The sequence below is a fragment of the Ruegeria sp. A3M17 genome (assembly GCF_003318255.1).
Classification (GTDB): domain Bacteria; phylum Pseudomonadota; class Alphaproteobacteria; order Rhodobacterales; family Rhodobacteraceae; genus Ruegeria.
On record NZ_QOCF01000006.1, the window covers coordinates 20,091 to 43,424 of the forward strand.

29 protein-coding genes and 1 tRNA gene are annotated in these 23,334 nt (G+C 57.6%); 19 read left to right on the forward strand and 11 right to left on the reverse strand.

Annotated elements, in window-relative coordinates; genetic code table 11:
- Nucleotides 1-16: 16 nt before the first annotated feature.
- Together gor and rpiA are read right to left on the reverse strand one after the other, a co-directional pair.
- Nucleotides 17-1,375 carry a glutathione-disulfide reductase gene (gor, locus tag DS906_RS02745; RefSeq protein ID WP_113788725.1) on the reverse strand — a complete coding sequence of 453 codons (1,359 nt, stop codon included), beginning with the start codon at nucleotides 1,373-1,375 and terminating at the stop codon, nucleotides 17-19.
- Nucleotides 1,376-1,699: 324 nt separating this feature from the next.
- Nucleotides 1,700-2,485, reverse strand: coding sequence for a ribose-5-phosphate isomerase RpiA (gene rpiA / locus DS906_RS02750; RefSeq protein ID WP_113788726.1), 786 nt, complete (start codon nucleotides 2,483-2,485; stop codon nucleotides 1,700-1,702).
- A gap of 167 nt (nucleotides 2,486-2,652) precedes the next feature.
- Between rpiA and DS906_RS02755 the strand changes: the two genes are divergently transcribed.
- Genes DS906_RS02755 through DS906_RS02770 form a run of 4 tightly spaced genes read left to right on the forward strand, consistent with a single transcriptional unit; the run spans nucleotide 2,653 to nucleotide 6,118 of the window.
- Entirely contained in the window at nucleotides 2,653-3,354 is a 702-nt protein-coding gene (locus DS906_RS02755) for a glutathione S-transferase family protein (protein WP_113788727.1), read from the forward strand.
- Nucleotide 3,355: 1 nt separating this feature from the next.
- A complete protein-coding gene (locus DS906_RS02760) occupies nucleotides 3,356-4,729 on the forward strand; it encodes an L-serine ammonia-lyase (RefSeq protein WP_113788728.1) in 1,374 nt (457 codons plus the stop codon).
- Nucleotides 4,730-4,753: 24 nt separating this feature from the next.
- Nucleotides 4,754-5,164: a GFA family protein gene (locus DS906_RS02765; protein WP_113788729.1), complete on the forward strand. Its 411-nt coding sequence runs from the start codon at nucleotides 4,754-4,756 to the stop codon at nucleotides 5,162-5,164.
- Nucleotides 5,165-5,203: 39 nt separating this feature from the next.
- Complete coding sequence (locus tag DS906_RS02770; RefSeq protein ID WP_113788730.1) at nucleotides 5,204-6,118, forward strand: DMT family transporter; 915 nt, start codon at nucleotides 5,204-5,206, stop codon at nucleotides 6,116-6,118.
- Here the strand turns inward: DS906_RS02770 and DS906_RS02775 are convergent.
- Entirely contained in the window at nucleotides 6,063-6,770 is a 708-nt protein-coding gene (locus DS906_RS02775; RefSeq protein ID WP_113788731.1) for a thiamine diphosphokinase, read from the reverse strand. The genes DS906_RS02770 and DS906_RS02775 overlap by 56 nt on opposite strands.
- Before the next feature lie 121 nt (nucleotides 6,771-6,891).
- Between DS906_RS02775 and DS906_RS02780 the strand changes: the two genes are divergently transcribed.
- Nucleotides 6,892-8,523 carry a hypothetical protein gene (locus tag DS906_RS02780; protein WP_113788732.1) on the forward strand — a complete coding sequence of 544 codons (1,632 nt, stop codon included), beginning with the start codon at nucleotides 6,892-6,894 and terminating at the stop codon, nucleotides 8,521-8,523.
- 75 nt (nucleotides 8,524-8,598) lie between these two features.
- Here DS906_RS02780 and DS906_RS02785 read toward each other — a convergent pair whose 3' ends face one another.
- The 5 genes from DS906_RS02785 to nthA all read right to left on the reverse strand — a co-directional run bounded on the left by DS906_RS02785 (nucleotide 8,599) and on the right by nthA (nucleotide 11,972).
- Complete coding sequence (locus DS906_RS02785; protein WP_108858957.1) at nucleotides 8,599-8,841, reverse strand: DUF2842 domain-containing protein; 243 nt, start codon at nucleotides 8,839-8,841, stop codon at nucleotides 8,599-8,601.
- A complete protein-coding gene (locus DS906_RS02790; protein WP_113788733.1) occupies nucleotides 8,841-10,136 on the reverse strand; it encodes an adenylosuccinate synthase in 1,296 nt (431 codons plus the stop codon). The genes DS906_RS02785 and DS906_RS02790 overlap by 1 nt, the downstream gene beginning before the upstream one ends.
- A gap of 215 nt (nucleotides 10,137-10,351) precedes the next feature.
- The gene (locus tag DS906_RS02795; RefSeq protein WP_113788734.1) at nucleotides 10,352-10,687 is read right to left on the reverse strand and encodes a nitrile hydratase accessory protein; all 336 of its coding nucleotides are present in this window, start codon (nucleotides 10,685-10,687) and stop codon (nucleotides 10,352-10,354) included.
- Nucleotides 10,684-11,361, reverse strand: a complete 678-nt coding sequence (nthB, locus tag DS906_RS02800; RefSeq protein WP_113788735.1) for a nitrile hydratase subunit beta — start codon at nucleotides 11,359-11,361, stop codon at nucleotides 10,684-10,686. The genes DS906_RS02795 and nthB overlap by 4 nt, the downstream gene beginning before the upstream one ends.
- Nucleotides 11,358-11,972, reverse strand: coding sequence for a nitrile hydratase subunit alpha (gene nthA / locus DS906_RS02805; RefSeq protein WP_113788736.1), 615 nt, complete (start codon nucleotides 11,970-11,972; stop codon nucleotides 11,358-11,360). Before nthA ends, nthB begins: the two co-directional genes overlap by 4 nt.
- Before the next feature lie 150 nt (nucleotides 11,973-12,122).
- Here nthA and secG point away from each other — a divergent pair, with 150 nt between their 5' ends.
- From secG to DS906_RS02860, 11 genes are all read left to right on the forward strand, one after another.
- Nucleotides 12,123-12,488, forward strand: coding sequence for a preprotein translocase subunit SecG (gene secG / locus DS906_RS02810; protein ID WP_113788737.1), 366 nt, complete (start codon nucleotides 12,123-12,125; stop codon nucleotides 12,486-12,488).
- A gap of 158 nt (nucleotides 12,489-12,646) precedes the next feature.
- Entirely contained in the window at nucleotides 12,647-14,290 is a 1,644-nt protein-coding gene (locus DS906_RS02815) for a CTP synthase (RefSeq protein ID WP_113788738.1), read from the forward strand.
- A gap of 122 nt (nucleotides 14,291-14,412) precedes the next feature.
- A complete protein-coding gene (locus tag DS906_RS02820) occupies nucleotides 14,413-14,895 on the forward strand; it encodes a bacterioferritin (protein WP_113788739.1) in 483 nt (160 codons plus the stop codon).
- A gap of 160 nt (nucleotides 14,896-15,055) precedes the next feature.
- Nucleotides 15,056-15,832, forward strand: coding sequence for an isocitrate lyase/phosphoenolpyruvate mutase family protein (locus DS906_RS02825; RefSeq protein ID WP_113788740.1), 777 nt, complete (start codon nucleotides 15,056-15,058; stop codon nucleotides 15,830-15,832).
- 109 nt (nucleotides 15,833-15,941) lie between these two features.
- Nucleotides 15,942-16,391: a TerB family tellurite resistance protein gene (locus DS906_RS02830; protein ID WP_058276107.1), complete on the forward strand. Its 450-nt coding sequence runs from the start codon at nucleotides 15,942-15,944 to the stop codon at nucleotides 16,389-16,391.
- 20 nt (nucleotides 16,392-16,411) lie between these two features.
- Nucleotides 16,412-16,849 (forward strand): TerB family tellurite resistance protein, encoded by a 438-nt coding sequence (locus DS906_RS02835; RefSeq protein WP_113788741.1) that lies wholly within the window; start codon nucleotides 16,412-16,414, stop codon nucleotides 16,847-16,849.
- A gap of 167 nt (nucleotides 16,850-17,016) precedes the next feature.
- Complete coding sequence (locus tag DS906_RS02840; RefSeq protein ID WP_233494664.1) at nucleotides 17,017-17,598, forward strand: phosphate/phosphite/phosphonate ABC transporter substrate-binding protein; 582 nt, start codon at nucleotides 17,017-17,019, stop codon at nucleotides 17,596-17,598.
- A gap of 125 nt (nucleotides 17,599-17,723) precedes the next feature.
- Nucleotides 17,724-18,500, forward strand: a complete 777-nt coding sequence (locus DS906_RS02845; protein WP_113788743.1) for an ABC transporter ATP-binding protein — start codon at nucleotides 17,724-17,726, stop codon at nucleotides 18,498-18,500.
- A 31-nt stretch (nucleotides 18,501-18,531) separates the two neighbouring features.
- A complete protein-coding gene (locus DS906_RS02850; RefSeq protein WP_113788744.1) occupies nucleotides 18,532-19,245 on the forward strand; it encodes a transporter substrate-binding domain-containing protein in 714 nt (237 codons plus the stop codon).
- A gap of 72 nt (nucleotides 19,246-19,317) precedes the next feature.
- Nucleotides 19,318-20,205 carry an ABC transporter permease gene (locus DS906_RS02855; RefSeq protein WP_113788745.1) on the forward strand — a complete coding sequence of 296 codons (888 nt, stop codon included), beginning with the start codon at nucleotides 19,318-19,320 and terminating at the stop codon, nucleotides 20,203-20,205.
- The gene (locus tag DS906_RS02860) at nucleotides 20,202-21,008 is read left to right on the forward strand and encodes an ABC transporter permease (protein ID WP_113788746.1); all 807 of its coding nucleotides are present in this window, start codon (nucleotides 20,202-20,204) and stop codon (nucleotides 21,006-21,008) included. The genes DS906_RS02855 and DS906_RS02860 overlap by 4 nt, the downstream gene beginning before the upstream one ends.
- Before the next feature lie 104 nt (nucleotides 21,009-21,112).
- On the opposite strand, the gene DS906_RS02865 is transcribed toward DS906_RS02860, so the two are convergent.
- Nucleotides 21,113-21,189: transfer RNA gene (locus DS906_RS02865), tRNA-His, on the reverse strand.
- Between the two features lie 47 nt (nucleotides 21,190-21,236).
- Complete coding sequence (locus DS906_RS02870; RefSeq protein WP_113788747.1) at nucleotides 21,237-21,719, reverse strand: GNAT family N-acetyltransferase; 483 nt, start codon at nucleotides 21,717-21,719, stop codon at nucleotides 21,237-21,239.
- 77 nt (nucleotides 21,720-21,796) lie between these two features.
- Between DS906_RS02870 and DS906_RS02875 the strand changes: the two genes are divergently transcribed.
- Nucleotides 21,797-21,985, forward strand: a complete 189-nt coding sequence (locus DS906_RS02875) for a DUF6324 family protein (RefSeq protein ID WP_113788748.1) — start codon at nucleotides 21,797-21,799, stop codon at nucleotides 21,983-21,985.
- A 4-nt stretch (nucleotides 21,986-21,989) separates the two neighbouring features.
- Here DS906_RS02875 and DS906_RS02880 read toward each other — a convergent pair whose 3' ends face one another.
- On the reverse strand, nucleotides 21,990-22,421 hold the full coding sequence (locus tag DS906_RS02880) for an MmcB family DNA repair protein (protein ID WP_113788749.1): 432 nt from the start codon (nucleotides 22,419-22,421) through the stop codon (nucleotides 21,990-21,992).
- 116 nt (nucleotides 22,422-22,537) lie between these two features.
- Between DS906_RS02880 and DS906_RS02885 the strand changes: the two genes are divergently transcribed.
- Both DS906_RS02885 and DS906_RS02890 read left to right on the forward strand, forming a co-directional pair.
- On the forward strand, nucleotides 22,538-22,858 hold the full coding sequence (locus DS906_RS02885; RefSeq protein ID WP_109311983.1) for a helix-turn-helix transcriptional regulator: 321 nt from the start codon (nucleotides 22,538-22,540) through the stop codon (nucleotides 22,856-22,858).
- Complete coding sequence (locus DS906_RS02890) at nucleotides 22,855-23,280, forward strand: SRPBCC domain-containing protein (protein ID WP_113788750.1); 426 nt, start codon at nucleotides 22,855-22,857, stop codon at nucleotides 23,278-23,280. The genes DS906_RS02885 and DS906_RS02890 overlap by 4 nt, the downstream gene beginning before the upstream one ends.
- Nucleotides 23,281-23,334 lie beyond the last annotated feature (54 nt).

Genomic DNA, 23,334 nt, shown 5'->3' on the forward strand with positions numbered 1-23,334 from the left:
TGCGCGCGGTTGCAAATCAAGCAGTGCGCACAGGTTGCCGCATTGTTACCAATTCCTCTGCCATCACCGGATGAACGGCAACCGTGCGGTCGAAATCTTCCTTGGTTGCGCCCATTTTTACGGCAATGCCAGCCAGTTGGATCATCTCGCCCGCGCCCGGCGCGACGATGTGACAGCCCAGAACCTTGCGGGTCGCCTGGCTGACGATCAGCTTCATCAGCACCCGCTGTGTTCCACCGGCAAAGGCTTTTTGCATCGGCTTGAACGAAGTCGCGTAAACCTCAATCGGTTCCTGTGCCGCGCCTTCTTCCTCGCTCAGTCCTATAGTGCCGAATTCCGGCTGGGTGAAAATCGCGGTCGGGATCAATTCATGATCCACAGGCGTCGGGTTGCCTTTGAACACGGTTTCGACAAAGGCCATCCCCTCGCGGATCGCGACGGGTGTCAGGTTCACGCGGTCGGTCACGTCGCCAATGGCATAGATCGAGGGTACGCCAGTCTGGCTGTACTCATCCACCACGATCTCACCTTTGCGGCCACGTTCCACGCCCAGCGCCTCGAGGCCCAGATTATCCGCATTCGGGGCACGCCCGGTGGCGTACATGACCACGTCGAACTGATCCTCGGTGCCATCGGTGGCCTTGACGCGGATCTTTTCGCCTTCTTTGGTCATTTCCAGCACATTGGTGCCCAAACGAACATCGATGCCGTTCTGGCGCATCTCTTCGCAGATCAGGCCACGTGCTTCTTCGTCGAATCCTCGCAGAATTTGCGCGCCGCGATAGAACTGAGTGGTCTTGACGCCCATCCCGTTCATGATTCCGGCAAACTCGCTGGCGATGTAGCCGCCACCGACGATCAGAATGCTTTGGGGCAGTTTTTCGAGATGGAAGATTTCGTTCGACGTAATCGCCAGGTCCGATCCCGGAAACTCGGGTACGACCGAGCGGCCGCCTGTGGCGATGAGAATATGCTTGGCGGTTTTACGTGCCCCATCGGCCAATTCGACCGTATGAGGATCTACAACGATCGCCCGTTGGTCAAAGCTTTCGACGCCGTTGTTTTTCAGGATATTGCGGTAGATGCCTTCAAGCCGGTCCAGTTCAGTCACCAGCTTGCAGTGAAAGGTATCCCAGTTCAAAGCACCTGCCTGAATGTCCCAGCCATAGGCCTTCGCATCACCGACCATACCAGAAAACTCGCTGGCGAAGACCATCAGCTTCTTGGGTACACAGCCCCGGATGACACAGGTGCCGCCGTAGCGGTCTTCTTCGGCCAGTCCCACTTTGGCACCGTTCTCACCAGCTGCCACACGTGCGGCCCGGACCCCGCCTGAGCCTCCGCCGATAACGAACAGATCATAGTCAAAGCTCATTTGTCCTGCCTCTTCCAAATTTCCGCAAGCGCCCGCAGGCCTTGCATGGGGTGTACTCTATCTCTCGCTGCTGTCCAGAGTGATCGCCGGGGCTCCAGCCTCTCCGAGTTCTCGAACTTGCGCAGGGAACCACTACAGCGTATTGATCAAACGCCCAGATATGGTTGTATTTGTATTATTCAACGGCAGCCTCTGCGACTTGGATTGGTCACACCAAGTGTCTAAATGAACGTGTCGCAAATCGTTCACGGTCACGACATCCTTCATTTCAATGTAACGCCCCCAAAAAAACGAGTTTCATAGAGCGATCTGTGTATGTTCCGCTTAATCCGCCAAATCTGAGAACAAGTTCTCGCCGCCTTCGGCCAACTGGTCAAGTTCGACCGTTCCATCGTCGATATCGCGCAGCTCGACCCGGCCATCGCCGTGGCCGATCACAACTTTGTCACAGATGTCGATGAACAAACCATTCTCGACCACGCCCGGCACCTGATTCAGCACCAGTGCCAATTGCCGTGCATTTCCGATGCGCTGAAGTTGGAGGTCCAAAATGTGATTGCCTTCATCCGTGACAAACGGCGCCTCTTCGTTCATGCGCAGCGCGGCAGAGGTGCCGAGAACATCCATCGTATCCAGCGCCTCCTGGATCAGAGTGCGCGTGGTCTGCCAGCCAAAAGGGATAACCTCGACCGGCAAAGGGAATGCGCCTAGCGTTTCGACCTCTTTCCCGGCGTCAGCAATAACGATCATCTGATCGCTTGCCGTGGCAACGATCTTTTCCTGCAGATGCGCGCCGCCGCCGCCTTTGATCAGGTTCAGATCTCCGTCGAATTCATCCGCGCCGTCGATTGTCAGGTCCAGCCAACCCGCCTGATCCAGCGAGACAACCTCGATCCCCAACTCACGGGCCAGTTGCGCGGTGCGGGTTGAGGTCGGAACAGCCTTGATCCGCAAACCTTCCTGCTGCACCCGTTCTCCCAGGCGGCGGACCATCCAGGCGGCCGTTGATCCGGTGCCCAGCCCAACACGCATCCCGTCCTGAACCATATCGGCGGCCCGTCGCGCCGCGACATATTTGGCTTTGTCTATGGGTGACAAATCTCCGGTCATTGGTGCATTCCCCCTTGGTATTGCGGAATTTATACGGAATGTCCGACGCAACTGCGAGCGCCAATTCGCCGATCCAACGGGCCAACTAGTCGCGAAACTACGCGTTTCCTATTGGAAACGTCGCAATCGAGACGTTCGACATCCCTGCTCGTGTATAGATACAGCCCATGAACGCGCCCTACAGATTGCACTTTGCCCCCGACAATGCCTCCCTGGTGATCAGACTGGTGTTGGAAGAGATGGGCCTGCCTTATGACACGGCTTTGGTGGATCGTCGGCAAAACGCACAGGATGGCGCGGTTTACAGAGAGTTGAACCCGAACGGCCTGATCCCGGTTCTTGAAACGCCACAAGGCCCAATCTTTGAAACAGCCGCCATCCTTTTGTGGCTGGCAGATACACATGCGCAAATGGCTCCCGCCACTGACAACCCGGATCGGGCTGCGTTCCTGAAATGGCTCTTTTTCGCGTCGAACACTTTACATGCCGATCTGCGCATCCTGTTCTATGCCGAAAAATACATCGACGCGGCACAGGCCGAACCCTTGCGCAATGGTATTCGCCCGCGCCTGCGCCAACATCTTCGGGTTCTGGATGACGTGGCTAAAACTGCGCCCAGCTGGTTGAACGCCGATCAGCCTTCGGTCCTTACATACTACCTTGCCTGCCAAATGCGTTGGATGGCCCTTTACCCGGCGCGCGCTGATCGCAGTTGGTATCAATTGGCGGATACGCCTTACCTGCAATCCATTCTGATGCGCCTGGAAAGCCGTCCAGCAACCCGGGCTGCCATCGCGGCCGAGGGGTTGGGGGTTACCCCCTTCACCAGTCCATCTTATGCTCACCCTCCAGAAGGCTCTGCTACCTGATATGTTCTTGTCTGTTTTTGATATGTTCAAAGTGGGCATCGGCCCGTCCTCGTCACACACAATGGGGCCGATGGTTGCCGCCGCACGGTTCCTGGACCTGATGCGCGCCTCACCGTTTGAATTCGCTGGTCTTCGCGGATCGCTGCACGGATCGCTGGCCTTTACCGGTGTGGGCCACGCAACCGACCGAGCTACGATCCTTGGGCTGGCCGGGTTTGTTCCTGACACCTATGACAACAACAAGGCCGAGGCCGCGCTGGCTGCTATTGCTGAAACGCACTCAGTCACGCCCGAGGGGTTGCCGACCCTTCAATTCGATCCAAAGGTCGATCTGATCTTTGACTACGACCACAACCTGCCCGGCCACGCCAACGGCATGATCTTGATGGCGACAGACGCGCAAGGCGACGTGATCCTGCGGCAGGTCTATTATTCCGTAGGCGGCGGTTTTGTCCTGACCGAGGAAGAACTGGCCGAAGGCAAAGCCACCAATGACGGCCCAGCAGTACCCTTCCCGTTCCACTCGGCGGCCGAAATGCTGGAGATGGCAAACGCCAGCGGCAAAAGCATCGCCCAGATGAAGCGCGAGAACGAAATCGCGCGGGGCTGTGCGGACAGTTTTGCCAAAGGCACCGCCCGCCTTTGGGAAGTCATGAACAACTGTATCGAACGTGGACTGAAGACAGATGGCATCCTGCCCGGCGGCCTGAAAGTGCGCCGCCGCGCTAAGGGCATCCACGACGCGTTGTTGGCCGAACGGGGTATGAACCTGAACGCGCCGCACACCATCAACGACTGGATGAGCGTCTATGCGATGGCGATAAACGAGGAAAACGCGGCTGGCGGGCAAGTCGTCACCGCGCCTACCAACGGGGCCGCTGGCACGATGCCAGCCGTACTGCGCTATTACCTCGATCACGTTCCGGGTGCCTCGGAAAGTCATATCGAGGACTTCCTCCTTACGGCAGCTGCCATTGGCGGGTTGGTCAAATACAACGCCTCGATCTCAGGCGCTGAGGCGGGGTGTCAGGCCGAAGTTGGCAGCGCCGCGGCTATGGCTGCAGCGGGCCTCTGCGCAGTGATGGGTGGTACGCCCGAGCAGGTCGAAAACGCCGCCGAAATTGCATTGGAGCATCATCTGGGCATGACCTGCGACCCGGTAGCTGGTCTGGTGCAAGTTCCCTGCATCGAACGCAACGGGTTGGCGGCCATCAAAGCCGTCTCGGCTGCTTCCCTGGCGCTGCGCGGTGATGGGAAACACTTCGTACCGCTGGATTCAGTGATCGAAACCATGCGCCAAACTGGGCATGATATGCATGAGAAGTACAAGGAAACGTCTCTGGGCGGCCTGGCCGTAAACGTGCCAAACTGCTGACAGTGACAGCAATGGAGGTCAACGATGCAAGGACATTGCCTGTGCGGCACCATCCAGTACGAGATTGATCCTCCAGTCCTGTCCTGCGTGAGCTGCCATTGCGATAGTTGCCGCAGGCAATGTGCGGCTCCGATGACGACCTATTTTGGCGTGCGCGACGGGCATTGGCGCTGGACCGGCGAGCCGCCGAAAACCTTCAATTCCTCGCCCGGTGTCGAGCGCAGCTTTTGTCCCAATTGCGGCACGCCGATCTCGTTTCGATCGCAAGCCATGTCGGACGTGCTGCACCTGTATGTCGCCACATTAGAGGATCCCAACCAATTGCAGCCCACACTGCACGTGGCCCATGAAGAACGGTTGGATTGGCTGAAACTGGACGACGACCTGCCCGTCTGCATCGGACCCGACTACACAAAGGTGCAGCCGATTTCATAGACGCTTTCAACCGGGTGCCAAAACCCGTAGCGTCGCCGCATGACCCAGGATCGTCCCGTCTTTGGCATCTTCTTGATGCTGTGCTTTTGCGTGATTGCACCGATGGGCGATTCCATCGCCAAGCTGTTGGGCGGGACGACACCGGTCGGTGTTTTGGTGTTCATTCGCTTTGCCGTTCAGGCGTTGATTCTGATACCTTTGGTGGCCCTGACCAAGCGACGCTGGCGCATGCGTGGACGTCTTGTGTGGCTGGCGTTCATCCGAACGGTTCTGCACATCGTCGCTATCGCGGCAATGTTCAGCGCACTGCAATACTTGCCGCTGGCGGATGCAGTCGCCATCGCCTTTGTCATGCCCTTCATCATGTTGTTGCTGGGCAAGTACGTGCTGGGTGAAGAGGTCGGTATGCGCCGCCTGATCGCCTGTGTTGTCGGGTTCGTGGGCACTCTGCTGGTCATCCAGCCCAGCTTTGTTCAAGTTGGCGCCGCCGCTCTGTTACCGTTGGTCGTTGCGATTGTCTTTTCCCTTTTCATGTTGGTGACACGACGGATTGCCAAGGAAACCGACCCAATTGCCTTGCAGGCCGTATCCGGAGTGATGGCGACGGTTCTTCTGCTGCCGGTTCTGGCGCTGGGAACACTCGGCAATATTTGGGAGCTGTCCTTCATCGTTCCCGAGCGTGAAAGTCACCTGCTGCTGATCGGGATCGGTGTTCTGGGCACTGTCGCGCATCTGTTCATGACGTGGTCGTTGCGCTATGCACCGTCTGCCACGCTGGCCCCCATGCAGTATCTTGAGATTCCGGTGGCGACGTTCTTTGGCTGGTTGATCTTCCATGACCTTCCGGATGGCATGGCCGCTGTCGGCATTGGCATCACCGTCGCCGCAGGCCTGTATGTCATTCTGCGCGAGCGGGCCAGCGCCCGGTCTGCCCCGACAGAAACGCCTGCATAACCTGATCCAGAGCGTATCGCGGCACCATCACCAGCAATCCCGGCGCATCCATCGTCAGTTCAACATCCGCCAGCGCGCGGTTGGATGTGCCTACCTGCCCGCCTGGTTCCATCACCAAATCGTCGATGGGCCACTCCAGCCCTCTGCTGGTTCCGGTTACCCGCTGAAACGGAAAAAATGAAACGACATCGCCAGGGGTGATACACAGGGAAATCTGTGGAGGCGCGTGGAAGACGACCTCGGTCTCGCCCAACAGGATACAGGGGCGATCCTGTCTCTGAACCAACGTGTTAAGAACAGCAAGCTGATGGTCCAGCCGCCCGCCCAGAAACCCTGCCCCCAATACAACAGGCGCGTCGATGCTGCGCAGAGCCTTGTCAAAATCTGTGCTGTTTTGTTCCCGTATGGGATACAACCGGTCCACTGGAATTTGGTCTTTGTGTCGGCTGTCCAGCGAATCGAAATCACCAATCACGGCATCAGGGAGGCGACCCGATTCTACCAGTGGGGCGGCTCCACCATCGGCCGCCACGACTGTATTGGCGCGAATCAGCATCACCTCCAGGTCGTCAGGGCCGATTTCCCCACCTCCGACCAGTGCAATTGGCTCAAATGACCGTACAATTGGGCGTTTTTTACTTAGATTGATCATTTTTCCCGGATTTGGACACATTGAGACCACAAAATGATAGGTTCATGCAGAGAGTTCCGAGCCAATGGGTGTGCCTGCATAAGGTTGTTGGCTCTCGTAGTTTGTAGAGGACGTGCGTCTGATGGTACAGAACAACAAGGTATTGACCGTTTCTTATGGAACCTTCTCCTGCACTTTGGAAGGATTCGACGATTCATTCGAAACGATGAAGGCAATCGCAGAATACTTCCGTGATCTTTCTGCAGATGATCGGTATTTTGGTTCTGAACCCCCACAGCCTGACGCAGAAATGCTGACCCGGATCGCACAGCGCGACGCCGCAAAACATGTAGAAGCCAGCCAGAGCGATTCCGGCCTGTTGCTGCGTGCGACCCAGCAGGCAGCTAAGCCAACCCCTGCTGAGGTCCCAACCGTTGCGCAAGCAGACCCCCAAGTGATGAGCCCCAGTGCCACCCCCCCTGCCCAGGGGGCCGAGTCGTTCTTTGCTGATGCCGAGCCGGTTGAAAGCGCGCCTGCCCCGGCTGCGGACAGCATTGCCGCCAAACTGCAGCGCATTCGCGCCGTCGTTTCGCATTCAGAAGAAAACTCGGTGATTTATACAGAAGACGAGGACACAAGCCTGGGTAATCAGCCAGCTGCCCCGATGGATGCGGTCGCCGCCGCGTTTGAGATGGGTTCGCTCGATTCGTCGGACCTTACCGAAACGGGCAAGCCCGAGGCAGCCGTTGAACCGATGGCACCGGCTTTTGAGGCGGAAGAATTCGAGGATACCCCTGCCGTGACAGAGCCAGTGGCAGAAGCCGAAACAACGGAAGAACCGGTAGAACCCGTGCAGCCATTCTCGATGCAGCAGGACGCCGACTACGAAGACGAGAAAGAGGCGCCCACGCCCTCGGCGCTGTTCACTGATCTTGAGGAAACGGCTGAAACCGATGAGCCCGGCAATATCCTAAGCGAAGAGACCGAAGAGGATCAGATCGATGAAGCCGCGGAGACCCAAGAAGGTTATCTGACCGCCGAGGATGAGGTCAATGTTCTAAGTGAGATCTCGAAGGTCGAGGCCGCAATGGACGGTCAATCCCCGAACGAAACCGCTCTGGATCAGGATTTGTCCCGCCTGATGGACAAGGCCGACAGCCAGATGGATGACCCGGCGACCAGCACGCAGCGCGAAACCTATTCGCATCTGCGCACGGCAGTCGCCGCAACCGAAGCTGAGCGCGAGGACCGGCCCCGGCAAGAAGAGTCCGAGGAAAGCGGATATCGCGGCGATCTGACCTCGGTCGTCAGCCCGCGCCGCCCCGAGATTCAGGTCACCAGCATGCGCCCGCAGTCGGACACCTCGTCGCCGCTGAAACTGGTTGCGGAACAGCGTGTTGACGCAGGGGAACAGGATGCCGGTCCGGTGACCCCGCGCCGCGTTACGTCCAAATCAGAAGACGAAGCTGGCGACTCCAACGAAGAAGGCGGTTTTGCCCAGTTTGCACAGGAACAAGGCGCACAATCGCTGCCCGACCTGTTGGAGGCTGCCGCCGCTTACCTGTCGTTCATCGAAGGTCAGGAGCAGTTCTCACGCCCGCAGCTAATGAATAAGATCCGCTCGCTCAAGCAGGACGACTTCAACCGCGAAGAAAGCCTGCGCTCGTTCGGTCAATTACTTCGGGACGGCAAGATCGAAAAAGCCGGTGGTGGTCGTTTTGCCGCCTCAACGCAGATCGGGTTCCGCCCCGATGATGAGCGCGCCGCAGGCTGAACTTAAAAAATCAAAAGAATAATGGGCCGATGCTATCATCGGCCCATTTTTTTGTACGGAAAAAGAAGCGCCTTCTCAGTCTTGCGACTGATCCGGGTCTGCTTGCCCAACGCCTTTGAACACGAACTTGAAGGGCAAGGCCCACACGATGCCCAGACCGACATAGACCAGCAGCTCAAGCCAGATCGGCGGGCGATCAAGCCAGTTCACAACCGTCACCACGGCCACGATATAAAGCGGCAACCCAATCAGCAAAAGCGCCAGAGACCAGCGGCGGCGCGCCTTATAGCTGAGGCCTTGTTTCTGTTTCTCGGCCATCAGTCTGCAAACGGGTCTGTCACCAGTATGGTGTCATCCCGCTCCGGACTGGTGGACAAAAGGGCGACGGGACAATCAATCAGCTCTTCGACCCGGCGCACGTATTTGATTGCATTAGCCGGCAGATCCGCCCAGCTGCGCGCGCCTTCCGTGGACTCGCTCCAACCCGGCATCTCTTCGTATATCGGCTTGCAACGCGCCTGTTGATCGGCGGCAGTCGGAAGATAGTCCAGACGTTCGCCGCCCAACTCATAGCCAACGCAGATTTTCAGGGTTTCGAATCCGTCCAGAACATCCAGTTTGGTCAGCGAGATACCGTTCACACCGCTGGTCGCGCATGTCTGGCGCACCAGGCAGGCATCGAACCATCCACAACGACGTTTGCGGCCTGTGGTCGTCCCGAACTCGTGCCCACGCTCACCAAGGCGCTGACCATCATCGTCTTCCAGCTCTGTCGGGAACGGGCCTTCACCGACGCGGGTTGTATAGGCTTTCACAATGCCCAGAACGAAATCAATCGAGCCCGGACCGATGCCCACACCCGTCGCAGCCTGACCAGCGATGACGTTGGACGATGTCACGAATGGATATGTTCCGAAATCAATGTCCAGCAGCGCGCCCTGTGCGCCCTCGAACAGGATGCGTTTGCCGGCCTTGCGCTTTTCGTTCAGCACTTTCCAGACCGGAGCGGCGAACGGCAGGATTTGCGACGCGATCTCTTTCAGCTGAGCGATCAGCGCATCGCGATCAACTGGCTCGATCCCCAGTCCTTTGCGCAGCGGATCATGATGCTGCAGCGCGCGGTCGACACGTGCCTCGAGCGTCGCCTCATCTGCCAAATCAGCGACACGGACAGAGCGACGACCAACCTTGTCTTCGTAGGCCGGGCCGATGCCCCGCCCGGTTGTCCCGATCTTGGTGCCTTTGCTCGCGGCCTCTTCCCGCGCACGATCCAACTCACCGTGGATCGGCAAAATCAAAGGTGTGTTTTCGGCAATCATCAGTGTCTCAGGCGAAATATCAACGCCCTGTGCCTGGATGGTTCCGATCTCTTTAAACAGATGCCATGGGTCCAGAACGACCCCATTGCCGATGACGCTGAGCTTTCCTCCGCGCACAACACCAGACGGCAGCGCGTGCAGCTTGTAGACCTCACCATCGATGACCAGCGTATGACCGGCGTTATGGCCACCCTGAAAACGTGCAATCACGTCTGCCCGCTCGCTAAGCCAGTCGACGATCTTGCCTTTTCCTTCGTCACCCCACTGGGCGCCGACAACAACCACGTTGGCCATATCCGGTCCTTTTGCGCTGAGTTATTAAACTTGGCTCGTATAGCGGGGGGAAAGCGACAGGGAAACCGGTAATTCGACGCATGCAGGGATCATGTTGCGCACGATGTCTCCGGCGGGGAATTATTTGGCCAGATGAAGAAACGGATCCCCTGCTCCATCTGGCTAAAAATATCCCCGGGGGAGTCGCCCGGCACGGGCGGCGGGGGCAGAGCCCCCTATCCCTTGGTCAGTCGCACGGGCTGGCCGTGGGGCGTCGTCAGATAGGCTTCTTCCCACTTGTCGCGCAAATGGCTGATATCACCTGTTGCTGTGGACCCCTGTTCGGTCAACAGGGCCTCGAGCGTTTCCAGCCACGCGGTAAAATAATCGTCCCCGCCATTCAGTTCACGATCCAAACCGTTCCGTTTCAAAGTGGCTGAGAAGCGCGCAGCCCAATCCGGCCAATCGAACAGTCCGGCCTCGTTCAGCGCGACCGTCACGGCAAAGACCTGCGCGTGCCATGGTTCGGCAAAAACAGGTTCTGGTGCCGTATGCCTAGGGCATTCACTCATGCGGGTTCCAAATAACTTTGCCAGAGATCCAGAACCACTTCATCCTGCGGGTGTTCAGGGCTCGCCCAAAGTTCGGATGCCGGGAAGACCACGGCGTACAGCGGTTCGGGGGCATCGCCCAACTTATGGGCACTGGAGTCTGGCAGCACATGCGTTCCATGCACCATAAGAACACGACCCTTCGCCCCGGTGGCGTACATAGGCAAGCGGGTATGCCCGCCATCGACGAGGCGGTTTGCGGACTGACGGGCGGTCACAACCTCTTGCCCCGGTTTAAATTCTACCGGCACGTTCGAGGGCCGATCCGCAGGACCACCACTGGCCAGCACACCAGCAACCGCTTCGGCCTTCATCTTACGGCCCGCCAGCGGGTGTTCTTCTTTGTCTGCCTCGCCACGTAGGTCTTCCTCGGTCAGCACGCCGCTTTCGACAAGCAGGTCCGTCAGGGCTGAAATCCATTTCTCATAATAAGAAAATCGCGTGTAATCCTTGGGCGAGAGCCTCTCGCGTGCGTGACGTGAGATATCAATATTCCATTGCCCCAGCGATCCAGCAGCCAGCGTGACGGCCAATGCCCGTGCATGCCAGTCTTCGGCAAAAACCGGGGCATCATCGGGTTCAAGACGCACAGCTCCATCGCCAAACCGCCCCCCCATATCGTGAACTCTGGTCATGACGGCACCTTTGGCAGGCCGGTTCCGATCATGCTGTCGCGCGTGACAAGCGCCGCCAATTCGTCTTCGGTTAAGCCGTCCGTGCCTGAAGGCCGCATCGGCAGCACAAGGTACCGCACCTCAGCTGTCGAATCCCAAACACGAACCGAGGACGTCTCGGGCAGGGTCACCCCGAACTCAGCCAGGACCTTGCGCGGCTCACGCACAGCCCGCGCCCGATAGGCATCGGATTTATACCAACCCGGCGGAATACCCAGCAGCGGCCACGGGTAACAACTGCACAGGGTGCACACGACCATGTTGTGCTGTTCGGGCGTGTTTGCGACGACAACCATGTGTTCGCCCTGACGCCCGTAATAACCCAGATCGGCGACAACCGACGTGGCATCTTTCAGCAACGCGGCTTTGAAGTCCGGGTCGGTCCAGGCTTTGGCAACAACCCGCGCGCCGTTCTGCGGGCCGATCTTATTCTGATAGGTATCAATAATTTCATCTAGCGCCGCCGGATCGATCAGCCCCTTGCGAGTCAGAATCGTTTCCAGCGCCTTTACGCGCAGCGCAGGATCAGGGGGCAAAAGGGCGTGCGGGTGGTCGTGATCATCATGTGGCATGGCCGCAGCCTGCGCGAGGTGCGGCCATGCTGTCCAGTCCCTTTGCCGTGATCTGAAACATCACCGTTCTTGATGCCAACTCCTCCCTTGCCCCCGCTGGAAAACTTGCATAAGTACCACGCGATACACGCCACGCTGTACAGGAACACCATGGAAAACGTCGTTCTCATTATCCACCTCCTCTTGGCTCTGGGCCTGATCGCCGTCGTTCTGATGCAGCGGTCCGAAGGCGGTGGCCTTGGCATGGGCGGCGGTGGCGGCGGTGCAATGGCTGGTCGCTCGGCGGCAACCGCTCTGGGCAAAGTGACGTGGATCTTGGCCGCTTGTTTCATCGTGACATCAATCACGCTGACCATTCTGGCCGCACAGAAATCCTCGGGCAGTTCGGTGATCGACCGTTTGGGCGTTCCGGCCCCGGCACCGACTGAGGAAAGCACACCTGCGGTTCCGTCGGCTGACGATCTGCTGCCTCCGGCAGATGGCGACAACGCGCCGCTGATCCCGCAAGCCAACTGATCCACAAAACCTAGAAACCTGAAAGAGAACTGCAACAGCATCTTGCGGTTCTCTTGCGCTATTGGCGCGAATCCTTTATATGTGAAGTCCCGTGGTGCAGCGGTTTTTCGGAACCGTCGGGCAGCTGATTTTGACGTCTCACGGGAGCAGCCGAAAACATGGCGCGTTTTATTTTCATCACTGGTGGTGTGGTTTCGTCTTTGGGTAAAGGACTGGCTTCGGCGGCTTTGGGCGCGCTGTTGCAGGCCCGAGGGTATTCGGTGCGTCTGCGCAAGCTGGACCCCTATCTGAACGTTGACCCCGGCACGATGTCGCCGTTCGAGCATGGCGAAGTGTTCGTGACCGATGACGGGGCCGAAACCGACCTGGATCTTGGTCACTACGAACGTTTCACTGGAGTGGCGGCGCGCAAGACCGACTCGGTCAGTTCTGGTCGGATTTATTCCAACGTGCTCGAGAAAGAGCGCCGCGGCGACTATCTGGGCAAAACCATTCAGGTGATTCCGCACGTCACCAACGAGATCAAAGACTTCATCTCGATCGGTGAGGATGAGGTCGATTTCATGCTGTGTGAAATTGGCGGCACCGTCGGCGATATCGAAGGCCTGCCCTTCTTTGAAGCCATCCGTCAGTTCAGCCAGGACAAGCCACGCGGCCAATGCCTGTTTATGCACTTGACCCTGCTACCCTACATCAAAGCCTCGGGCGAATTGAAAACCAAGCCTACCCAGCACTCAGTGAAAGAACTGCGCTCGATCGGTCTGGCCCCTGACATTTTGGTCTGTCGCTCCGAGGGTCCCATCCCGATCAAAGAACGCGAAAAGCTGGCGCTGTTCTGCAATGTGCGCCCTGACAGCGTGATCGCAGCACAGGATCTGTCGACCATCTATGACGCCCCGCTGGCTTATCACCGCGAAGGTATGGATCAGGCAGTTCTGGACGCGTTCCAGATCAGCCCGGCCCCCAAGCCTGATCTGTCGAAATGGGAAGATGTCAGTGACCGTATCCACAATGCCGAAGGTGAAGTGAAAGTCGCCATTGTCGGCAAGTACACGCAACTGGAAGACGCTTATAAATCGATTGCCGAGGCCCTGACCCATGGCGGTATGGCCAACCGGGTTCGCGTCAAAGTCGAATGGGTCGATGCCGAGGTGTTTGATACCGAAGACGCAGCCCCGCATCTGGAGGGCTTCCACGCGATTCTCGTCCCCGGTGGTTTTGGCGAACGTGGCACCGAAGGTAAGATCAAGGCGGCGCAATACGCGCGCGAGCATAAGGTGCCCTATTTGGGGATCTGCCTTGGCATGCAGATGGCCGTGATCGAAGCGGCCCGCAATGCTGCTGGCATCAAGGAGGCGGGCTCGGAAGAGTTCGACCACGAATCCGGCAAGAAACGTTTTGAACCCGTTGTTTATCACCTGAAAGAATGGGTGCAGGGCAACCACAAGGTTGAACGCAAAGTGGGCGACGACAAGGGCGGCACTATGCGCCTTGGCGCATATGACGCAATGCTGACCGAGGGCTCGAAAGTGGCCGAGGTTTATGGCGGCACCAAAATCGAAGAACGCCACCGCCACCGCTATGAGGTGGATATCAAGTATCGCGACAAGCTGGAAAAGGCTGGTCTGAACTTCTCGGGCATGTCGCCCGATGGTCGTCTGCCCGAAATCGTCGAATGGTCTGACCACCCTTGGTTCATCGGCGTTCAGTACCATCCGGAACTGAAATCCAAACCATTTGAACCGCATCCACTGTTCCGCGACTTTGTGCGCGCAGCGAAAGACACCTCTCGCCTCGTTTAAGAGCTATCTGTGTCGGACTGTCACCCCGCATTGTTTTGTGGGGTGTGACTTCCTAACTATTTGAACAAGCAGGCCCGCGTGCCGCGTAGTTAGATGCAGTTCAAAGATTCAGGAGTATTCCGATGAGCAATGCGACAACAATAATAAACCTCCAACAAGCGCTTCACATGGAAATGACAGCTGCGCATCAGTACCAGCTGCATGCGCATGTGCTGAATGACTGGGGCTTGGACATTCTGGCCGAAAAAATGCGCGGCGAAATGCAGGAAGAATTGGGGCACTCTGATGCATATATCGAACGCATTCTTTTCCTGGGCGCTAAGCCAGAGCTTGAGCTTCAGAAAAACCCAAAGGCGGCGGACGGCCTGGAAGAGATGTTTACCGCGGACCTGAAGGATGAAATGGAAGCCATCGATTTCTACACCCATGCCGCAGCACAGGCGGCCGAGGCCGGCGACATCGGAACCCGAACATTGTTTGAACGAATTTTGCTGGAGGAAGAAGGCCACAAAGCATGGTTGGAGACCGAGTTGTCACTTCTTAAGCGGCTAGGCGAGTCGGCGTTCAGTGCCAGGTACGTATCTGGCACTGCCGGCCAAGACTAAATCCTCTTCAACTAATCTCACCATGTCGCAAAATTCGGGCCAACAAATGTTGGCCCATTTTCTTTCGTCACCGCAAAGTGACGGCCTGCGGCCAAAAAACACTACTCGGGCACAGTTCCAAGTGGTTACTGTTGGGTAAATGATGACAGGAGAGGCCCAAATGACCGATCAAATCCAAAACGCAGAAACCTTTGCGGCCCTGCACAAAAAGGGCGATCCGGTCATCCTTTTTAACATCTGGGACGCTGGCAGCGCCGGTGCCGTGCGGGATGCAGGTGCCATGGCATTGGCGACCGGCAGCGCACCCGTTGCAATGGCGCAGGGGTTTGGCGACGGCCAGAACATCCCGCTGGATGTCGCCTTGGACAACGTCGGCCGAATCGTCAGCGCCGTAGACCTTCCTGTCTCATTGGATTTCGAGGGGGCCTATGCCGAGGACGCAGTAGTGATCATCGCCAATGTCCAAAGCGCGCTTGAGACGGGTGTCGTCGGATTCAACTTCGAAGACCAGATTGTCGGCACCAAAGACCTGTACGACATCGAAACCCAGGCGGCCCGCGTTAGCGCAATGCGCGAAGGGTGTGACGTCGCCGGCGTCCCCGCCTTTATCAACGCAAGAACGGACATCTTCCTGAAGGCTGCGCCGGAAACGCATGACGAGGCAATGCTGGACGATGCCATGGCCCGTGCCAAAGCCTTTGCCGACGCAGGGGCCAACGGGTTTTTCGCACCCGGCCTTAAGGATGAGGGTATGATCGCCCGGCTCTGTGATTCGACTGATTTGCCGGTGAACATCATCGCCCTGCCCGGCACCCCGGATACTGCGACGCTTGCGTCGCTGGGCGTCGCACGGATCAGCTATGGGCCGGTGCCGTACAGGAAGATGCTGGGCTGGTTGCAGGAACAGGCAAAACAGGCGCTGCAACCCGGCACATAGCGGCGGGTAGATACCGATACAAGCGGATACCGGCAAAGTTGTTACCATTCACGGCTATGACGGGTAGTCAGCGCTTGGCGGGCCACAAAATATGGAATAACCTCACAGCATGTTGAAAAAATTCCTTCAGGCGTTTCGCCCGCCACAGCACGATCATTTGCCCGATCCTGACGCCGAACTGGCCTTGGGTGCTTTGATGGTGCGCGTGGCGCAGGCGGATCGGGATTACAAGCTGGAAGAAATCAGCCTGATCGACCGCATTCTTGCCCGGCTCTATCAGCACAACGCGATCGAGGCCGCCAAAGTCCGTGCCACCTGCGAAAAACTACACGCCGCCGCGCCAGACACCGATACATTCGGCAAGTTGATCCGCGAAACAACCGACCTGCAGGAACGTCTGGCCGCGCTGGACGCCTTGTGGGAGGTCGTTCTGGCCGATGGCAATTCGGACGAAGGCGAAATGAAGATCGTCGAAGAAGCCCGCATTGCCATGGGCCTGAGCTTTAAAGACAGCCAAGAAGCGCATGAACGGGTACAAACGCGCTTGGAACAGAAGTAGTCCGCTTCTATAACCAATTCATGTTCAGCGATTTTCTGTCCCGGCTCACGCAGCCGCAGCCCGACCCACTTGCCGATAACGACGCCCGTTTGGCCCTGACGGCCCTTCTGGTACGTATCGCCAGATCCGACAACGACTATGCCGACACGGAAATGGCACGAATCGACCGGATATCAGTGGAACGCTATGGCCTGTCCCCTTTTGAGGCTGCAGCCTTGCGCGCCAGCGCCGAGGATCTAGAAGCCGAAGCCCCCGATACCGTCCGCTTTACCCGCGCGATCAAAGAGGCCGTCGCCTACGAAGACCGTCTGGCCGTGGTACAGGCGATGTGGTCGGTCGCGCTGGCCGATGGGCATCGGACTGGCGAAGAAGATTCGCTGCTGCGTCTGGTGGTCAGCCTGCTGGGTGTCAGCGACGTCGACTCTGCCCTGGCCCGGCAAAAGGCTGCCAAATCGTGATTGCTGCGCTGGGCATGTACGACATGCCCGCTCTGCAACCTGCCAATGACCGACTCTGGTCGTTGATTCGGGCGCATCTTGGTTTTGGCCCGACATATCTGACACGTGGTGCAGAGTTTTGGGATGTCTGGCATAGTCCCAACCTTGTTTTTTCCCAAACCTGCAGCATGCCTTACCGCACCCGACTGCACGGGAAGGTTCAGCTTGTCGGCACACCGGATTTCGGTTTGGCCGGTTGTCCAGCGGGGTATTATCGATCTGTTATCGTGGCCCTAAAAGACGATACTCGCGATCTGGATCAGCTTGCCGACGGTACCTTTGCCTATAACGAAGCGCTGTCACAGTCCGGCTGGGCTGCGCCTATGGTTCATCTGTCACGTCACAGCCGCCTACCAAGTACTGTGTCCGAATCTGGCGGTCACGCCCATTCGGCAGCCGCTATTGCGGAAGGCCGCGCGGACTATGCCGCGCTGGATGCGCTGACGTGGGAATTACTCAAGGAACATTCGAATTTGGGCGCTGAGCTTCGCGAGGTCACAGCCACGGAACCTTCGCCGGCCCTGCCCTACATCACGGCCAATGGTCAGGATGCGCCCCAGATTGCAAAGGCGGTTCGTGCAGCCATCAACGATCTTTCCCCCGCCGACCAAAAGATGCTGCACTTGCGTGGTCTGATCGACATTCCAGCCGAGCATTACCTTGCCGTTCCCGACCCGTCCCCTGAGGCTGCCAAATTGATCGATCCGTGACCACTTTGGTCAGAACGGCTGGTCATTTTGACAGTTTGTGGCCCGTTCCGTGTCATTTGCGCATTGCATTGCTCTGAAATTTCAGCCCTAGTACCGCACCAACACCAATTGCAGCTGGACCACCCGTGACAGATTCCACTCCGGTCATCGAGATCAAGAACCTACACAAGAGCTTTGGCAATCTTGAGGTATTGAAAGGGGTGGATATCACCGCCAGACGTGGTGACGTCGTCTCATTGATCGGTTCGTCCGGTTCTGGCAAATCGACGCTTCTGCGCTGCTGCAACCTGTTGGAAGACAGCCAAGAGGGCGAAATTCTGTTCAAGGGCGAACCGGTCAGCTGGGCTGGCAACGGGCATAACCGCCGACCGGCCGATCCGAAACAGGTCCTGCGCATTCGCACCAACCTGTCGATGGTGTTTCAGCAGTTCAATTTGTGGGCCCATATGACCATCCTGCAAAACGTGATGGAGGCCCCCGTGACCGTCATGGGCCGCGACAAGGCCGAGGCTGAGGACAGCGCCCGCAGGTATCTGGAAAAGGTCGGCATCGGCGACAAATGCGACGCGTATCCGGCGCAGTTGTCAGGCGGCCAGCAGCAGCGCGCCGCGATTGCGCGTGGCCTGTGCATGGAGCCTCAGGCCCTGTTGTTCGACGAACCCACATCGGCCCTCGATCCCGAACTGGAACAGGAAGTCATCAAGGTGATCAAGGATCTGGCCGCCGAAGGCCGCACCATGATCATCGTGACACACGATATGAAGATGGCTGCCGATATCTCAAGCCATGTGGTGTTCCTGCATCAAGGCCTCATCGAAGAAGAAGGCCTGCCGGAAGACATCTTTACGACCCCTGAATCCACGCGACTTCAGGGTTTTCTCTCCGCCACCATGGCGGCATAAATTCAGGACAGAACCAAAAAGGGGAGTAACAATGAAAAACCTGATTCTGACCACAGCAGCACTGGCGCTGAGCGCCGGTATGGCCATGGCCGATACGGTCCGCATGGGCACCGAGGGCGCCTACCCTCCGTGGAACTTCATCAATGACGCCGGCGAGATCGACGGTTTCGAGCGTGAGCTGGGTGACGAGCTGTGCAAGCGCGCAAACCTGGAATGCGAATGGGTCAAGAACGACTGGGATTCGATCATTCCGAACCTGGTGTCTGGCAACTATGACGTCATCATCGCGGGCATGTCGATCACTGACGAGCGCGACGAAGTGATTGATTTCACTCAGAACTACACACCTCCGGATCCGTCGGCTTATGTTGCAACCTCCGACGACGTAGATGTCGCGAACGGCGTTGTTGCGGCACAGACCGGCACGATTCAGGCCGGTTACATTGCCGAATCCGGTGCAACTCTGGTCGAGTTCGCCAGCCCCGAGGAAACCATCGCGGCCGTGCGCAATGGCGAAGCTGACGCCGTTCTGGCCGACAAGTCGTTCCTTGCGCCGATTGCAGATGAAGACGCAGACCTGCGCTTTGTCGCTGGGGATGTGCCGCTGGGCGGTGGTGTCGGCATCGGCGTGCGCGAGTCGGACGGGGATCTGAAAGAAAAGCTCAACACTGCCATCCAGTCCATGAAGGATGACGGCAGCCTGAACGAGCTGATCACCAAATGGGAAGTGTCCTCGACCTTCTGATCTAAATCAGGTTGCGCGCCCTGAATACCAGGGCGCGCCGCCCCTGAGCCTTAGCACCTCAAGAGGCCCGCCATTTTCTCGTTTTGCACTGATCCCGATACGCTGGACACGTTCCGCTGGTTTTCCTGCTATCTGACCAACGGCGTACACTGGTCGTTCTATCTGTCGTTCCTGAAGGTCCTGCTGTTGCTGGCCGTCACGGCGCCCGTAGCGTTGAGTTTTGGGTTCGTTGGAGCGATGGCCGCCCGCTCGCATATCCCCCCCGTCAGCTGGCTGGGTAAAGGCTATATCGCGATTGTACGGGGTGTGCCGGACATCGCCTTCTTCATGTTCTTCGTGATCGCGCTGGATCAGGCTTTTGAATGGACGCGCCATAAGATCCTTTGTCCCGACTGGACCGATCCGATCCGCCAGGGCAATGACTTCATCGTTTGTCAGTCGGCGAAACTGCCGCTGAGCACCGCGCCGGAATTTGTGCATGAAACCTATGGTTTCTTCCTCGCGGTCATCACTTTCTCGATCGTTTTCGGGGCCTTTGCCGCCAACGTGATGTTTGGGGGCATGCGGGCGGTTCCCCATGCGCAGCTGGAAACAGCAGCCGCTTATGGCCTGTCCCCCAGCCAGACATTCTGGCGCATCCTTGTGCCGCAAATGTGGGTTTACGCCCTGCCCGGCCTGTCGAACCTGTGGATGGTGCTGATCAAAGCCACCCCACTGCTGTTCCTGCTGGGCATCGAAGACATCGTCTATTGGGCCCGCGAATTGGGCGGGACCAAGACCACGAAATTCACCCAATACCCCCATGGCGACTGGCGCATGTGGTACTTCCTGGCTCTGCTGATCTTCTACCTCGGCATGACCCGCGTCTCGGAAATCGGGCTTGAAAAGCTGATGCGCCGCCTGTCCCACGGACAGGCCACATCAGGCGGAGAGCTTTTGCGCAAGGAGACAACCGCATGAGCTGCATCCAGACCATCCAGGATTACGGCCTGCGTTCCCTGGGCCTTGGCGAGCGTCTGTTGCCGCGCAACGACTTTACCCTGTGCGAGCAATTCACTCTGATCGGCTCAGGCATGATCTGGAATATCTATTTCGGCCTCATGGCGCTGGCCACCGGATTCTTTCTGGCCACAACGGTCGCTCTGGGCAAAGCCTCCTCCAACAAGTGGCTGCGCAAACCGTCCGAGTGGTTTATCTTTTTGTTTCGCGGCTCACCGCTGTTCATTCAGTTTTTCTTTGCCTACTTCTTCTTCCTGTCGCTGAAGAAGTCCTACCCCATGTTCGACGCCCTGACATCGGCATGGCTGGGGGCGTTGATCGTTCTGTTCCTGAACACCGCCGCCTATACCGGTGAGATCTTCTATGGCGCGCTGCGCTCGATCCCCAAGGGTGATATCGAGGCCGCTGATGCTTATGGCATGTCGGGCTGGTCTAGGTTCCGTCGGATCATCTGGCCCACCATGCTGCGTCTGGCGTGGCCTGCCTATACGAACGAAGCTATCTTCTTGTTTCACGCCACCACGCTGGTCTTCTTTTCGGCCTTCCCCGCCTGGCAACAACGTGGCGACGCGCTGTATTACGCCAGTTATTTCGCCGACAAGACGTTCAACCCGTTCATCCCCTACCCGATCCTGGCCTTCTACTTCATCCTGCTGACGCTGGTGGTTGTCGGTGTGTTCGGGCTGATCAACAAACGGCTGAACCGCCACCTACCGGCGGCCAGAAAGGCGAAGATGAGGTTCCGTTTGAACCTGGCCCGTTAAGTCAGACGATCAAACAATGCGGAAGCCGGGCTTGTTTGTGCCCGGTTTTTTTCTCAAAAAATCTCTCGGAAAACATCTGAGAAAGCTCTGCGTATGAAGGGAAATGGTACCGCCTGCTGGATTCGAACCGGCGACCTCTGGATCCACAATCCAGCGCTCTAACCAACTGAGCTAAGGCGGCACTCGTGAGAGGCGATTTACCGAACGCGCACAGGGAATGCAAGAGAATTAAAGACGAAATTCCCAGCTTTGTTCGACAAGATCGCGGCCAAAGGAATGGACTTTCTTACTGCCGGTCAATTGCCACCCAGACGCCCTGTAAAGCGCACAGGCCGCCCGATGGCTTTCATGGGTCCACAACGCCATTTCGCGGTAACCGGCATTGCGGGCGAACCCCATACAAGTGTTGAGCATGCGCCTACCCAAACCCTGCCCACGGGCCTCTGGCAGCAGCAGAAACAACCGCAACTTCGCGGTGTGCTTATCCAGCGCCACGCAAAAGATACTGCCGATGCGCGCGCCATCCTGTTCCGCGATCCAGCCCCTCTCGCGCGCCGGATCGTGCGCATCCACGAAATCTGCCAGAATCCGTTCAACGAGGGGCGCGAAAGTATCATCAAACCCCTCATCCCGCTGATAGAGGCGGCCGTGCTGTTCGACCAACCAAGGTGTATCTTCCGGGCGGAATGATCTGATCAGAATATCTTCCATACCCCACCTGACCGCAAAGGCGGCTTGATTCTCAACCCTTTGCGCGCTAGCAGGAACGCTCAGTCCCGGAGGCGAAAATGAGCATAAACACCGAACGTGACATTCAGGCAAACCTTCAGATCGGCCCGACCGACCACGGCATGGTACGCCTGTTCATCGAGGCTGACGGCGTCGAAATTCCGATGGACTTCGAACCAGAAGAAGCGGAAGAAATCGCAGACGAAATCCTCGCCGCTGTGCAAGCTGCCCGGATCGTAAAAGACTGACAGTTCAAATTCTTGGATCACGCAATGCCTGCAATCTGCGGGCTGTATCTGTTGCAAACTTCTGAATCATCTTCTTGCGCCGCGCAGGTGCCAGCTTATCTTCCGGCGCCATTCGGACAATTTCGGCGTCATAAGCATCTGCGATTATCAGCCCGGTTTCCTCGGGCAACAGATCGGTTGGGAAATCGGTATCCACGGCCCAGAAAAAGCGATCACACCAATCCAGATACCCCTGCCATTTGGAATCCGTCAGATAATCTGCGCGGCTTGATTTGCACTCGATCACCCACAACTCACCCTTGGGGCCCAATCCCATGACGTCGACGCGCAAACCGCGGGTGGGAACAAATTCCTCAACAGATACAAAGCCATGCGCCAATAAGTGGCGCGAAACCCCACGGGCCAGTTTTTGTCCGGGCTGTAAATCCAGTGTCATCCCTGAAATGTGAACAATTCGTGAACAAAAATCAAGCGCCTGAAAGGCCCTTGACATGATGCCGTTTGGTATCACATAAATTGCGATACCAGATGGTATCACTATCGAGGTGACTAATGCAGACACAAATTCAAAACGCATTCCGCGCCCTTGCGGACCCGACCCGGCGGGAGATCGTTCAGATCCTTGCCTCCGGGGACATGACGATCGCTCAGTTAACCGATCAGTTCGATATGACCCGCGCAGCCGTCAAAAAACACCTGACGGTTCTTTCCGACGGCGGCCTCATCACCGTCGAGGCGCGTGGACGCGAGCGCATTAACCGGCTGGAGCCGAACGGATTGGCCCCCATCCTCGACTGGTTCAGTTATTTTGACCAGTTCTGGGATGATCGCCTGAATAATCTGAAGGAAGCTATTGAAAGGAATAAGAAATGACGAACGCAGTTCTGCAAAAGCAGATTTTCCTGAAGGCCGCGCCGGAAACTGTTTGGGCCTATTTGACCGAACCCGCCCGCTTGGCAGAGTGGTTTCACAAACCCGAACAACCGCTTGCCGCCGGTCAAAAGCTTGAGATGTTCGGGACAACTAGCGGCGATCTTCTGATCTGGGGTGAGGTACGCGCTGCACGTCCGCCCGAATATCTGGAATATACATTCACCATCAAACCCATGGGAGACGCCGTTAGCGTCGTAAAATGGACGCTGGACCCGGTACCGGGCGGTACCCGGCTGGGCTTGGTTCACGAAGGGCTGCCGCAAGGCGCAGAGGCATTTGGCCTGATCCTTGCACTCGATGACGGTTGGGACGAACATTTGGGCAAGATGCGCAATGCCCTGCACGAAACTGTTGACGCCTGACCCCTTGTGCAAACCCGCCGCAACCCCTACTTAGGCCCGTGGCGGGTTCTGCCC